The following is a 14,393-nucleotide window of genomic DNA, read 5'->3' as shown; positions in this document are numbered from 1 at the left end:
AACCTTATTTAGGCAAGATAGACTTTCACGGCACATTTTTTAAAATCTGTTTGACGACTGATAGGACATGTCGCATCAAGGCATACTTTATTAATAAATACCTTTTCATCAAACCATGGCACATAAACTAATCCCATTGGTGGTCGGTTTCTCCCTCTTGTATCAATCCTTGCTTTAACCTTTCCACGTCTTGATTCTACCCAAACAACATCACCCTGCTTTGCCTGAATTTTTTTCGCATCTTCTGGGTGCATATAACAGAGTGCCTCTGGCACAGCACGATAAAGCTCTGGCACACGCATTGTCATCGTTCCACTATGCCAGTGTTCTAATACTCTTCCTGTAGAAAGCCACATTGGATATTCCTCATTAGGCATTTCGGGTGGATCCATATAAGGGCGAAAGAATATTTTTGCTTTATTTGTAAGTTTAATTTTTTGTTCTGTAGGTGATTGCAAATTTCCTACAGGAATTTCCTTCTGTAAAGGTCCATAGAAAGCAAATTCATCTCCTCTTTTTGCCGCCTTTCTTGCATAGGGGTCGTATTTTGTATTAAATCGCCACTGGGTTTCTTTCCTATCTACAACAGGCCAACGCAAACCGCGCACTTCATGATAGGTTTTAAAATCTGCTAAATCATGCCCATGTCCAACCGTGAATTGACGATATTCCTCCCAAAGATACTTTTGCACAAAAAATCCATATCCTTTAAATGGTTGTCCGTCACTCCCAGTAACATTGCGTTTATCGCCAAATACTTCTGTATTAGGCATATTTTTTAATAAAGCATCTTTTGTGTTGAATTTCTGTGCGTTCTTATTAGCATACAAAACCTCGAACAGTGTTGTATCTGCATTAAAGCCCATCTTTTTCCATTCCTCTGAAGTATCTTTAAGAATCAATTTGTCATCGATTTTCTTTTCACCCCACACATCTTTTAGCTTAAATCGTTTTGAGAATTCCATCATTTGCCAAGTATCACTCATTGCCTCGCCAACAGGTAAAACCTGTTGTTTCCAGTGCTGTGTCCGCCTTTCAGCATTACCATACGCACCCCATTTTTCATAAATCATTGCCGTGGGTAAAATCAAGTCTGATACCTTAGCACTAATACCCGGATAAGAATCAGAACAAACAATAAAATTATCCATTTCTCTAGCGGCAGCAATCCAATGATTTGCATTCGCAGTATTCTGCCAAGGATTATTAACGTGAATCCACGCAAATTTAATAACTCCATCTTCTAAGTTACGCATAATATCCATAAAAGTCGCACCGGGCTTAGGATTCAATGTTCCTGCAGGAAGTTTCCAATATTTTTCAGTAATTTCACGATGTTTTGGGTTTGCAACAAGCATATCAGAAGGTAGGCGATGAGAAAAAGTTCCTACCTCTCTTGCCGTACCACAAGCACTCGGCTGTCCTGTAAGAGAGAATGCACCATTACCCGGTTTTGCTTGTTTGCCTAATAAAAAATGCACCATATAACTCTGTTCATTCACCCAAGTTCCCCTTGTGTGTTGGTTCATTCCCATTGTCCAAAAACTCACAACTTTGCGTTTCTTTTCAATATAATAATCTGCTAATTGCTGTAATTTTTGCTTAAAAGATTCAATGGATTCAGAGTCATCACCTTTTGCAAGATTTGCTACAAAATCAAGTGTATAGGGATTCAAAGCTTTTTTGAATTCATCAAAACTAATTTCCCAATGATTTCCTGCAGCTGCTGAATGCTTCATTTCTAAGTTATCTCCACTCTTCAAGCCAAGATACGCTAAAGTAACACCTTCAGCATCACTTAAAATTTTAGATTTCTCCTTAGCTGCCGTGTCTAGTTCCTTCGAATCATATTTAGAATGTTTAACATCCTTTCGCATTCCATAACCAATATCGACAAACCCTGTCGTAAATATACAGTGCTTTTTAACAAAATTCATATCAATACTATTAGGATGATTGTAGACAATTTCCCTTGCAATATAATTCCAAATTGCCAAATCTGTATGTGGTTTAAAAATAATTTCAATATCTGCTAAATCGGAAGTGCGATTTGTAAAAGTAGAAAGATTAATTACCTTAACTTTGTTGGGATTATTCAGCTTACGGTCACTCACTCTTGCCCATAAGATGGGATGCATTTCTGCCATATTTGCCCCCCAAGTGATAATTGTATCTGTTAGCTCAATATCGTCATAACAACCTGCAGGTTCATCAATTCCGAAAGTTTCAATGAATCCCACAACAGCACTTGCCATACAGTGTCGTGCATTTGGATCAATGTTATTGCTTCTAAAACCGCCTTTCATCAGCTTAACCGCCGCATACCCTTCTTGAATCGTATACTGTCCAGAACCAAAAACAGAAATTGCTGTCGGTCCATCTTGATACGCCTTACGAAATTGTTCTTCCATCACATCAAAAGCTTTTTGCCAACTCACTGGCTGAAACTTACCTTTTTTATCAAATTCTCCACGGCTATTCACACGTAATAAAGGTTGAGTCAGACGATCGGCACCATACATAATCTTTGCATTAAAATAACCCTTAATGCAGTTTAAACCACGATTCACCGGTGCAGCAGGATCACCCTTAATTGCAACGATTTGTTCATCTTTTGTTGCCACCATAATTCCGCAACCCGTACCACAGAATCGGCACACAGACTTATCCCATTTCCAGCCTTTTTCACCCTCTTTTGCTGCTGCTAATAACTCTTGTGGAAGAGTGATACCTGCCACGCTTGCAGCACTTGCAATAGCAGCACTCTTCAGAAAATCACGCCTTGAGGCTTCCATAGTCTTCCTCCTTGTCAATTTTTGATTAAATTACATCATAATGTGGAAAAAATTTTAATTATTTTGAGAAAAAGAGTCCTTGACCTATATCAATTTTCTTATTTTTTATTTTTAGTACATTGTAACTTTTAAACACAAGAACTAAAAGTTTCAGAATATAAGGAATATTTAATATTGATTTTCAAATTTTTTTGCTATAATGACTATATAAATTTTATTATGGGAGGGTTTATTTTTTATGAAAGCACTGGGTTTATTTTTTATTGTATGTCTTACAGTGGCAGGTTTTATGAGCGGTTGTGAAAAAAATGACTATCAACATCCTATGCATAGAAGTACGCAAGGATAAGGGATTTTAATTGGACGAATATTTTTATGTTGTGTTTGCAGCTGATGAGGGGTATATCCCCTATACAGCAGTCGCAATAACAAGCATTATCAAAAATATTCAACCCCCTATTCAGGATAGAGAAAAGGGCTTTTACTTCCATATTCTTAGCGACAATATTGGAGAGGCGACTCTTCAGAAGCTTAAACAATTGGAGTACGATTTGTCCCTTACTTATCCTTGCAAAATTGAGTGTCACCTCTTAAGTGATAGAGATTTTCAGGAATTACCAAAGGTCAAGGGACATAGTAATTATCTCGCCTACTATCGTTTAAAATTTGCAGATTATTTGCCGAATTCCACACAGAAATGCCTTTACTTGGACAGCGATATTTTAGTCAGGGCGGACATTCGAGAACTTTTTGCAACCCCTCTGAACTCTAAGATTGTTGCTGTGGTAAGAGATAGGGCAGTTACAAATCACATCTTTAAACCAAAAACGCAGGGTATTCACATTCACCTTTCAGAATCTCACCCTTACTTTAACTCCGGTGTGATGCTTTTTAATGTTCAAGCGTATAAAGAACAAAATATTGCACAAAAAACTTTGGATTTTTTGAAAAACTACCACACTCGTTTTCACGATCAAGATGCATTAAATGCAATAATTGGCGATTCATCTACCATTTTACCTTTTAAATGGAATTGTATACTTAGTTTAAAAAAGGAAATTACCGGCAGGGATTTATGCTTTATTGGGGAAAAAGGAAGCATTAACAAAGTGCCACTAACACGCGAAGAATATGAACAAGCTAAACAAAATCCAAGCATTATTCATTTTACCTGCAAACCATGGCACTCTATCTATAAGTATCTTGATAAAAATTATCTGCCTATTCGTTACCCTTATCGCGATGAATGGTGGGAGATGGCATTGAGCGTATCTGTATTCAAGGAATACTTCAACACATTACTCAAGAACCAGCATCAAAATGACCTAGAATGCAAGGTAGATTCAATGTTGCTAAAAATACAAGAACTCGATAAACGTTTAAATAGGCACTTAATCCTTTTTCGATTTTTTAGCCAACTTTGGAAAAAAATACGTTTTTGGAAATAATAAAATTATAAAAATAATATAATATTTTTCATTTTTATCTTGTTTTTCAAGCCTATTTTAGTTATAATGGGTAAGTTTGAGATTAGTATATATTTTTAAGGAGTAGGAGTAATGTGGATGACTCAACATAATAGCCCACACTTTCAGCAAGAATACGATACTTCTAAAGAACCTTTAGGCTTACATAAAGATGGGATTATGTTAGGAGTTTTTAAATCTATTTTATCTGGTGAAATCGCTCTCTTTAATGAAAATTATTTTGTTTTAGAAAATGAGGTTATGACTAAAAATGAAGCCATCACATATATATCTAGCTCCTCTCACTCTAATCCTGCAACAGCCCTTTTGATTTGCTATAACCACATTCTTGCCAGAGAATTAATCAAACGCAAATACTTTGAAAAAATTTATTTATATATCAATAGTTCTTTTGCACTTCCTAAGAATCTTGCTGACTCGCTCGCAGTCATTATTCAGAGTAAATCAAAATGAGAGAGAATATAGATGTACTACATTACGGCATTGCCTTAAGTGGTGGGATAGCAAGTGGAAAAAGCACCGTAAGTTCTTTACTAAAATCCTATAATTTTGAAGTTATTGATGCCGATTCTATTTCTCATCGCATACTAAACGAACAAGAAAAATCTGTCCTTCAATGCTTTGGAGACTCTATCTTGAATCAAAATGGAAATATTGACCGAAAAAAGCTTGGAGCAATTGTCTTTGCTAACCAAATAGAAAGAGAGAAGCTAGAGGAAATTCTTCACCCACATATTCGCGAGGCAATATTACAAGAATCTATCATACTCAACCAAAAAAATATTCCTTTTTTTGTAGATATTCCAATTTTTTTTGAAAAACCACATCTCTTTTCCTTTTTTAAAAAAAATCTTTTGATTTATGCACCACAATCTATGCAAATCACACGTCTTATGCAACGCAACCAACTTTCAAAAAAAGAGGCTTTACAAAGAATTGAGGCACAAATAAACATTGAACAAAAATGCTTAATGGCACAATTTATCATCAAAAATGATTCAAGCTTGGATAACCTTCAGCACCATCTACAACAATACATACAACTTTTAAGGAGTGAATATGGTTTATGAAAAGTATGTTGCAAGCGGAAATGATTTTATCATTTTTCACACCTTTCACACTCAAGATAGAAGTAATCTTGCAAGACAACTTTGTCACCGGCATAATGGAATTGGTGCTGATGGGCTGATTGTTTTACTGCCAACGCCCAAAAAACATTTAGCTTATCAATGGGAATTTTATAATTGTGATGGTTCTGTGGCTACAATGTGTGGAAATGGTAGTCGTGCAGCTGCACTCTATGCATTTTTAAATAAACTTGCACCCCAACAGCACACATTCCTAAGCCTTGCAGGAGAAATTGAAATGAAAATTTATGACCACTCCGCACAACATGGCATTGTTGAAGTCTGCTTTACTCCTCCACGCATTATTCAAGAACATATTTACGCTCAAAATTTAGAATGGGCATTAATAGACACAGGGGTTCCCCATTTAGTCCACATTATCGAAGATTATACAAACCTCTACCAAATTAAAAAAGAAGAATTAGCAGCCCTTCGTCACCAATACAATGCAAATGTAAATCTAATTACACAAAAAGGGCAAGAATGGGTTATTCGTACTTTTGAACGTGGAGTAGAAGATGAAACCCTTGCTTGTGGCACAGGAATGGCAGCCTCATTCTTCGTACTTTTGCACAAAAAACAGCAACAAGGGCAAGCCACCATTGTCCCTGCAAGTGGCGAGAGACTCAATTATCGTTTTAGCGATGGGCATATCTATGCTAAGGGTGGAGTAAAAAAAATCGGTATCATCACACAATAGGAAACAAAGCAATCAAATACTAATTATAAGAATTTAAAAGATAAGAATAGGAAAACCGATAGTGGTGTCAAGGGGGAGACTTGAACTCCCGACCTCCGGCTTATGAGACCAGCGCTCTAACCAGCTGAGCTACCCTGACATACAAAAAACAATCTCTAGGGGGAGGATTCTAACCTAAACTTCCTTAAAGTTAAGTTATTTTTCAATATGCTCCATCGCAATCCTTTGCATGGTTGCACTCCAGTTGCAGCATTCACTAAGTGTTCATGATTAGATTCTCTTATCCATTGATGTATCACCCCACCAAATGGCTTTAGCAAATTTTTCACCAAACTTTAAAGTATTACCATACGCATTTTTTTGTTCTTGCGGATAAGGATTCACCTCTCCTTCAGGAATAGTCAAGCGATACAATGATTGAGCTGCAAGCATTTTCTCACCCGGTGTCATCGCAGCTGTAATGCGTTCAAAAGCAGCATACTCAGAATCACTCATAACTTCAAGAATCGTTAAGCCAAAAGTGTTGCGTTTCTTCTCTATCTCATAACTCTCTGATCCACTAGATTCAAGTGTAAGATTTTCAACGAGATTCACATTAGATTCTCTTTCAAGCATTGCACCTTGAGGATTATATCTTTTTTGTTCGCTGTCATGAACAATATTTTGCTTCACTTGAGAAGCAGCAGTATTGATATTATTAACCATATTCCACTCCTTTTTGTCTAAATGTTTTAACCCAAAAAAGCAAAAATAGTTCCAACTTCAGAATTTCCCACACATAAAAACAATCTCCTTAATTCTGTAACTATAAGCAAGACTTCAATATTTTTGGTTATACTTTGAGATGATTTAAGCAAGGAGACTCTATGCGAAGTGATATTATCAAAAAAGGTTACCAAAAAGCCCCGCACAGGAGTTTATTGCGTGCCACAGGTTTGAAAGATGAGGATTTTTCTAAACCTTTTATCGGTGTGGCAAATAGCTACATTGACATTATTCCGGGACATTTCTTTTTGCAAGAATATGGACGCATTATCAAAGAGGAAATCCGCAAAGCAGGAGCTGTGCCATTTGAGTTTAATACGATTGGTGTCGATGATGGTATCGCTATGGGGCATAGTGGAATGCTCTATTCGCTCCCTAGTCGCGAACTCATCGCCGATAGTATAGAATCTGTAATGAATGCCCACGCACTTGATGCGATGATTTGTATCCCAAACTGCGACAAAATCGTGCCGGGTATGATTATGGGTGCGTTGCGTGTGAATGTGCCGACAATCTTTGTGAGTGGCGGTCCTATGCTCGCTGGACGCTTAGAGGACGGCACTGCACTTGATTTGAACTCTGCATTTGAGGCAGTAGGTGAGTTTGCAAGTGGCAAGATTGATGAAAAAAGACTGCATGAGATAGAATGCAAAGCCTGTCCGAGTGGTGGGAGTTGTAGCGGAATGTTTACTGCAAACTCAATGAATACGCTTTGTGAAGCGATGGGTATCGCCCTACCGGGCAATGGCACGATTCCCGCCCTTACGAAAGAGCGTGAGGAATTGCTCCGCAAAGCCGCAAGAAGAATCGTCCAAATCGCCCTAGATTCTACCTTAAGCGAGAAATTCAAACTCCGCAATATTTTGAACTTCAAAGCCATTCACAATGCCTTTGTCGTGGATATGGCGATGGGCGGAAGCACCAATACCGTGCTTCACATGCTTGCCATTGCCAAAGAGGCAGAGACAGACTTCGAGCTATCAAATATTAATGACATCGCGACAAAAGTCGCCCATATCGCCAAAATCGCACCGGCACTAAGTAGTGTGCATATGGAGGATATTAATCGTGCGGGGGGAGTGAATGCTGTCATGAATGAAGTCAGTAAAAGAGGAAATTCTATCCTCCACCTTGACGCCCTCACTATCACGGGCGAGACTTTGGAGGAGCGGATTAAAAACGCGGAGATTCTAGATTCTCATATTATCCGCCACAATGAAGAGGCATATTCGCAAGTGGGCGGATTAAAAATCCTCTATGGCAATCTCGCCACACAAGGTGCGGTGCTCAAAGTCGCTGCAGTTGCAGAATCTATGAAGGAATTTGAGGGCAAAGCCGTGTGCTTTAACTCGCAAGATGAGGCGATTAAAGGTATCGCAGGGGGAAAAGTCAAGGCGGGTAATGTCGTGGTTATCCGCTATGAGGGACCGCGTGGGGGACCCGGAATGCAAGAAATGCTAAGCCCAACAAGCCTTATTATGGGAATGGGGCTTGGCGAATCTGTCGCCCTCATCACCGATGGGCGATTTAGCGGAGCGACAAGGGGAGCGTGTATAGGGCATATCAGCCCGGAAGCTGCGGAAGGAGGCTTGATAGGACTTATTCAAGATGGCGATACTATCCGCATATCTGTATCGCAAGGAAGCCTTGAATTGCTCGTGGATTCTGCAACCATAGAATCTCGCAAAGCGAAGTGGAAGCCTATCAAAAAGGAGGTGCAAGGCAAGTGGCTCAAACGCTATGCTTTGCTTGTAAGCAATGCGGCAAATGGTGCGGTGCTCAAAACGGAGTTGTGAGAATATGGGCAAGTGTAGAATATTAGATTTATTTAGTGGTGCAGGTGGATTTTCGCTTGGATTTTCACAAGTAGAACAATGTAATATTTTGCTATCTATAGACAATAATCAGAAGTTAAGCGAAACTTATTGTAAAAATTTTCCACATATTCAACATTTAGATAGAGATATATCAAGTTTCACTTCAGAAGAGATACAAGAATTGCAAAATACATATCATTTTAATGTGATTATTGGAGGACCACCTTGTCAAGGTTTTTCACTTGCTGGGAAAATTGGCAGACGAGAAATAAAAGATTCTCGCAATGATTTGTTTCTATCATATTTGGAATTTGTAAAGATAATAAAACCTCAAATTTTTATCATGGAAAATGTAGCAACACTCAAACGACACAATAGAGGAAAAACATTAAATTCAATAAAAAGTGCTTTTTTAGATTTAGGATATATTTTACATGTTGACATTTTAAATGCTAGTGATTATGGTGTGGCACAAAATCGCAATAGAATTTTTATTGTAGGGACCAAAAATAAAGGATTTAATTTTCCAAAAAAGCACAATAAAAAAATTAGCATAAAAGAGTGCATAGATGATTTGCCACCACTAAAAAGTGGCGAAAACTCTACAATTTCAAATCATAATGCAATGGTGCATTCAAAACAAATGTTAGAAAAAATGAGTTTTGTCAAAGATGGCTGTGGCAGAGAGTGTATACCAAATGAGCTACGACCAAAAAGCGGCGATATAAGAAAATATATAAGATATAACAGCAAAGAACCATCAATACCTATAACAGGAGATATGAGAAAGGTATTTCACTATGCTCAAAATAGGGCATTAAGTGCTAGGGAGTTAGCCAGAATTCAAAGTTTCCCTGATAATTTTATATTTTATGGCAACTCTATTGATATTCAACAACAAATTGGTAATGCAGTGCCACCACTTCTAGCCAAACAAATTGCAAATCAAGTAAGGATTTACTTTGACAAAACTCTATCCTAAGGTAAACTACATAGGCAATAAATTAAAAGTTGCTAGTTGGATTATTGAGAATTTACCTATAAAAAATGGAAAGGTGCTAGATTTATTTTGTGGTGGTTGCTCTGTGTCTTATGTACTTAAAAAACAAGATTTTCATGTGTATTCAAATGATATTTTATATTCAAATTTTGTTTTAGCAAAGGCGTTAATTGAAAATAAGAATGATAAATTAAAGCTAGACTTAAAAAAAATAGATGACTTTTTTAATATTAAAGATTTTGAAAATCTAAAATGGATGATTGATAAACTTTATTTTGAACACGAAGTAAGAGAATTGGTCAATCTTATCAATTATTCTAAGACATTAAAAGAATATCAAAATTACTTATTTTTGGCATTACTTCGACGCTCTATGATACGAAAAATACCCTATTCACGAATGACAATAAAGTGGGAGGAAATAGTGAAATTTAGAGATGAGGAACTAAGCTACAAAAAATATAAAAGACGCAGAGCATACCATAATCAACCATTTTTAACACATATAAAAAAAGAATTGAGTGATTACAATAATGCTATATTTGATAACAATCAAAACAATAAAGCATTTCATTTGGATTCGCTAAGCTTGCTTAAAAATTTATCGGTAGGCAATGAAAGAATAGATTTGATTTATATTGACCCTCCATATCCATCTACAATGAATAATTATATTGGGTTTTATGGTGGATTTGATAAAATGTTAAATAAAAATATTAGCAATTTTTTAGATTTTACAAAAACTGAAAATTTTTTACAAAATATAAAAATGTTAATTATAGAATCTAAAAATATTACAAATCTTGTGGCAATTAGCTTAAATAATAGATGCAAACCAAGTGTTTATGAGCTACAAAATTTTTTACAAAATGAATGTAAAAACATAGAAATTTTTCAAACCACACATACCTATAAGGTAACAGGTAAAGAAAATAAAAACATACACAATGAAATACTTATGATACTTGAAATTTAAGGGGCAGAAATGATAACGCAAAGTTACGAAGATTATTGGCAACTTACTCTTGAGTATAGTGATTTTACAAGCGATAAATTTAATCAATGTTTGCAAATTATAGTAGATTTTATAGATAATAATGATATGAATAAATATGCCAATTTAAATAAACAAAATAAAGCACTTTATAAAGAATTTCAAAGTCTCTATAAGGTTTTACAGAATCAAGTTTTTAATTTTAATCCAAAAAATAATTATGCCTCAACAAGAAAATCAATAAATCAATTTTTAAAACTTGGTTTTATAAACAATTTTTTACAATCCTATCATTACAAAACAAAAGAGTTTTTAAATGAAAATGATAAAGAAAGAAAACGCCGAATCTACTCTGAAATAATGTATGATAACGCTAGTTTTTGTCGCTCTGTTAGTAAACCTAGCAATGCAAAAGAAATAAACTTTTTGATTAAAACAATGCAATACTGCAAAACACTAACAAAACAAAATCTTATGGCTTTAATGGAACAAGATGTAAGCCAAAAAGAATATATAATGCAAAATGAGTTGGATTTAATAACTCAAAAGACAATAGACAAAAACACAAGTGACAAAAAATACAATCAGCTTAATTATTTGTGGAATATATGTGTTAATGTGTTAACAGGTATTTATATAAACGATAAAAATGAAATAACACTAGAAAAACAAAAAATTACTGATAGTGAAGTAACAAAAGGCAGGGATCCGTATAAGCAACTTTTATATAAATTTGACCTTTTTAATGAAAGTAAAATTGTAAACAATGATATTGTATGCTTTGTAGAAAATTTAAAATACCCAAGCCTTATAGCGTCACATATTAAGCCATTTATAAGTTGTAATGAAATAGAACAATTTGACTATAATAATGGGCTTTTATTGTCTAAAAATATGGATTATTTATTTGATAATGGTTGGATAAGCTTCGATGATAGTGGCAAAATTATCTGTGCTAAAAATTTAGATTCAAAGTTAAAAGAGTATTTATCAAACAAGAAATTAAACTCAAAGTATCTTACCCAAAAACGACTGGAATACTTACAATATCATAGAAATAATGTTTTTAATGATAATAAAAAATACAAATTTTAACTGACTGGATTTTTATGAATCGTAATATCGAACGCTTAGGGCAGGTTTTTACCCCGCCACATATTGTAAGTGATATGCTCACCCTTGTGAAAAATAATGGGCGATTTTTAGAGCCTAGCTGCGGAGATGGAGCGTTTTTGAAGAATCTGCCTAGTAGCAATACAATAGGACTTGAGCTAGATTCTCGTATCGCTTGCAAGGAATCTTTGCGACTTGATTTTTTTAGCTATCCTGTAAGTGAAAAATTTGACACTATTATCGGCAATCCTCCTTATGTGCGATTCCAAGATATTATAGAATCTACAAAAGAGCTTTTAGAGCCTTATATGTCCTTGTTTGATGAGAGGAGCAACCTCTATCTATTTTTTATTTATAAGTGTATTTTGCATTTAAATAATGGCGGGGAGCTTATTTTTATCACGCCAAGAGACTTTCTAAAAAGCACTGCAAGTGTAAAGCTGAATGAATTCCTCTATCAGCAAGGAAGTATCACGCACTATATCGAGCTAGGAGATAAAAAGATTTTTCACAAAGCCCAGCCAAACTGCATAATATGGCGATTTGAAAAGGGTAATTTTATGCGTAAAACGCAATGCCTAAAGGATTTCTCCTGCATAAATGGGCAGATTCTCTTCACTAAGAAATCCTATACAATCCCTTTTTATTCTTTATTTTTCGTGAAAGTTGGGGCGGTGAGTGGGGCAGATTCTATCTTTGTGAGTGAAAAATGGGGGAATGTAGAGTTTGTAGGCTCACAAACTTGCAAAAATGGCACAACTAAGCGAATGATTTATGGCGAATATGGCAGGGAGTGCGAGTATTTGCAAGGGTTCAAAGCGCGTCTTATGCAGCGAAAAATCAAAAAGTTTAGTGAAACAAATTGGTGGGAATGGGGGAGAGATTATTTCAAAAGCGACTTGCCACGCATTTATGTTAATACCAAAACACGCAATACTAAGCCTTTTTTCTTGCATTCGTGTAAGGCTTATGATGGCTCGATTCTAGCGATTTTTCCAACATTTCAAGTGGATTCTATAATATTGCAAGATGTGTGTGATAAGCTTAATAATACCGATTGGCAGGAGCTTGGCTTTGTGTGTGATGGGCGATTTTTGTTTTCACAAAGAAGCTTGGAGAATACAATGCTAGATTCTAGCTTTCATATATTTCAATCCAAAAATAAGGAGAAATAATGCAAAATCACTATCAAAACTATGATAACAAAGCTAGATTCTAAGATTGTGGAATCTCAAAATTAAAGAATCTATCAATCAAAAATATAGCAATCAAGATTCTCCAAATCAAAATTTTCATCAACACAACAAGCAAATAAAGGTAATAGAATTTATCTACTATGAGAGTTTGCGTTCCAAATGGGCGAAGATTATCTCTATCATCGTGCTTCATCTCGCAAGTATTGGATTTATACTTGCTTCATTTCTCTTGACTTAATCTTAAGCCAAAAGAAATGATATACTTTAAGGTTTTATAAATATATCAGGGTAGCCAAAAAGATTTTCTCGTCCTAATGAATCAATTTCTATTTCAAAATAATTTCCATCACGCATACAAGCTTGTAAATAAGATTATGGAAGTCTTACTTTTGCATATCCAAAACTCTTACCGTGAATCACCCACCCGCTAAAGCAGGTGGGCTTCTTGTTTCAACGATAGATAGCTAGTATCTAGTATATTTCCATAGTTTGATGCCCCGCTAGAGCTATCTCCACAAGCGTAACTTCGGGTAATCCCTACCCTAGATTTATCTAATTTTATTTTATACCTATCATCAATGATTCCTAGTGCATAATTTCTTATATTTATACTAGCATTTAAGTCTCTATGATGTTTTGTGTTGCAAAATGGACAAGTGAAGTGCCTTATATATAAAGGCTTTTTACCTGTATTACTACCACAATGACTACATATTTGAGAACTAGGAAAAAACTTATTAATTTGCATAAGTGTTTTTCCTTTTTGCTCTGCTTTGTATGTTAGCATTTGTAAAATTTTACTCCAAGCAACATTAGCAATACTTTTAGATAAGTATTTGTTTCTAATTAAGCCTTTTACATTGAGAGTTTCTACACCGATAAAATCATATTGATTGGTTATCTCATTTGTGATTTTATGTAAATAGTCTTCTCTTGCCCTTTTGATTTTTAAGTGAGCTTTCGCTACTTTTTTAATTGCTTTAACTCTATTGTTTGAGCCTTTTTTCTTTCTGCTTAATCTCCTTTGTAATTTGATAAGTTTAGATTCTTTATCTTGTAAGAATTTTTTATTAGGATAAATAATCCCATCACTTCTTATCAGTAAAGATTCTAAGCCCATATCTAAGCCAACAGCATTTTCTACTACTTTTAGATTAGGTATAGGCTCATTTGTTTCATAGCTTAGGGCTATATAGTATTCCTCTGCTACACAAGATATAAAAGCTTGTTTGATAGTCGCATTATGTGGCAATTCTTTATGTATTATAGTTCTTATACCCTCTTTGAATTTAGGATTAACCACTTTCTTTTTATCTTTATCAAGGATTATATTTTGCGGAATAGCATAAGATTGTCTAGCATTTTTCTTTGATTTGAATCTAGGATATTTGGCTCTTTT

The 14,393-nt window shown here is 35.3% G+C and carries 13 protein-coding genes and 1 tRNA gene; 10 read left to right on the top strand and 4 right to left on the bottom strand.

Going from position 1 to position 14,393, the window contains the following annotated elements; translation table 11 throughout:
* Window positions 1–8 precede the first annotated feature (8 nt).
* Window positions 9–2,795 carry a nitrate reductase catalytic subunit NapA gene (gene napA / locus CCZ01_RS02665; RefSeq protein WP_112051692.1) on the bottom strand — a complete coding sequence of 929 codons (2,787 nt, stop codon included), beginning with the start codon at window positions 2,793–2,795 and terminating at the stop codon, window positions 9–11.
* Between the two features lie 359 nt (window positions 2,796–3,154).
* Between napA and CCZ01_RS02660 the strand changes: the two genes are divergently transcribed.
* From CCZ01_RS02660 to dapF, 4 genes are all read left to right on the top strand, one after another.
* On the top strand, window positions 3,155–4,243 hold the full coding sequence (locus CCZ01_RS02660) for a glycosyltransferase family 8 protein (protein WP_112051691.1): 1,089 nt from the start codon (window positions 3,155–3,157) through the stop codon (window positions 4,241–4,243).
* Window positions 4,244–4,354: 111 nt separating this feature from the next.
* Entirely contained in the window at window positions 4,355–4,735 is a 381-nt protein-coding gene (locus CCZ01_RS02655) for a class I SAM-dependent methyltransferase (RefSeq protein ID WP_112051690.1), read from the top strand.
* Window positions 4,732–5,352, top strand: coding sequence for a dephospho-CoA kinase (gene coaE / locus CCZ01_RS02650; RefSeq protein WP_112051689.1), 621 nt, complete (start codon window positions 4,732–4,734; stop codon window positions 5,350–5,352). The genes CCZ01_RS02655 and coaE overlap by 4 nt, the downstream gene beginning before the upstream one ends.
* Complete coding sequence (gene dapF, locus CCZ01_RS02645; RefSeq protein WP_112051688.1) at window positions 5,342–6,109, top strand: diaminopimelate epimerase; 768 nt, start codon at window positions 5,342–5,344, stop codon at window positions 6,107–6,109. The genes coaE and dapF overlap by 11 nt, the downstream gene beginning before the upstream one ends.
* A 62-nt stretch (window positions 6,110–6,171) precedes the next feature.
* On the opposite strand, the gene CCZ01_RS02640 is transcribed toward dapF, so the two are convergent.
* Together CCZ01_RS02640 and CCZ01_RS02635 are read right to left on the bottom strand one after the other, a co-directional pair.
* Window positions 6,172–6,248: transfer RNA gene (locus CCZ01_RS02640), tRNA-Met, on the bottom strand.
* A 131-nt stretch (window positions 6,249–6,379) separates the two neighbouring features.
* Window positions 6,380–6,814 (bottom strand): hypothetical protein, encoded by a 435-nt coding sequence (locus CCZ01_RS02635; protein WP_112051687.1) that lies wholly within the window; start codon window positions 6,812–6,814, stop codon window positions 6,380–6,382.
* A 161-nt stretch (window positions 6,815–6,975) separates the two neighbouring features.
* Between CCZ01_RS02635 and ilvD the strand changes: the two genes are divergently transcribed.
* From ilvD to CCZ01_RS10300, 6 genes are read left to right on the top strand one after another with little or no spacing between them, the layout of a single operon-like run.
* Entirely contained in the window at window positions 6,976–8,670 is a 1,695-nt protein-coding gene (gene ilvD / locus CCZ01_RS02630) for a dihydroxy-acid dehydratase (RefSeq protein ID WP_112051686.1), read from the top strand.
* Entirely contained in the window at window positions 8,633–9,673 is a 1,041-nt protein-coding gene (locus CCZ01_RS02625) for a DNA cytosine methyltransferase (protein WP_343216158.1), read from the top strand. The genes ilvD and CCZ01_RS02625 overlap by 38 nt, the downstream gene beginning before the upstream one ends.
* Window positions 9,654–10,667, top strand: a complete 1,014-nt coding sequence (locus CCZ01_RS02620; RefSeq protein ID WP_112051684.1) for a DNA adenine methylase — start codon at window positions 9,654–9,656, stop codon at window positions 10,665–10,667. Before CCZ01_RS02625 ends, CCZ01_RS02620 begins: the two co-directional genes overlap by 20 nt.
* A 9-nt stretch (window positions 10,668–10,676) precedes the next feature.
* A complete protein-coding gene (locus tag CCZ01_RS02615) occupies window positions 10,677–11,780 on the top strand; it encodes an HNH endonuclease (RefSeq protein ID WP_112051683.1) in 1,104 nt (367 codons plus the stop codon).
* Window positions 11,781–11,794: 14 nt separating this feature from the next.
* A complete protein-coding gene (locus CCZ01_RS02610) occupies window positions 11,795–12,973 on the top strand; it encodes an Eco57I restriction-modification methylase domain-containing protein (protein WP_112051682.1) in 1,179 nt (392 codons plus the stop codon).
* A 46-nt stretch (window positions 12,974–13,019) separates the two neighbouring features.
* Complete coding sequence (locus CCZ01_RS10300; protein ID WP_181566284.1) at window positions 13,020–13,232, top strand: hypothetical protein; 213 nt, start codon at window positions 13,020–13,022, stop codon at window positions 13,230–13,232.
* 189 nt (window positions 13,233–13,421) lie between these two features.
* Here the strand turns inward: CCZ01_RS10300 and CCZ01_RS02605 are convergent.
* A partial coding sequence (locus CCZ01_RS02605; RefSeq protein ID WP_146745207.1) for an RNA-guided endonuclease InsQ/TnpB family protein occupies window positions 13,422–14,393 on the bottom strand: 972 nt, incomplete at its 5' end.

Source organism: Helicobacter monodelphidis (assembly GCF_003288845.1).
GTDB lineage: Bacteria > Campylobacterota > Campylobacteria > Campylobacterales > Helicobacteraceae > NHYN01.
The sequence above is the reverse complement of the archived record's forward strand: the minus strand, read 5'-3'. Positions and strand labels throughout refer to the sequence as shown.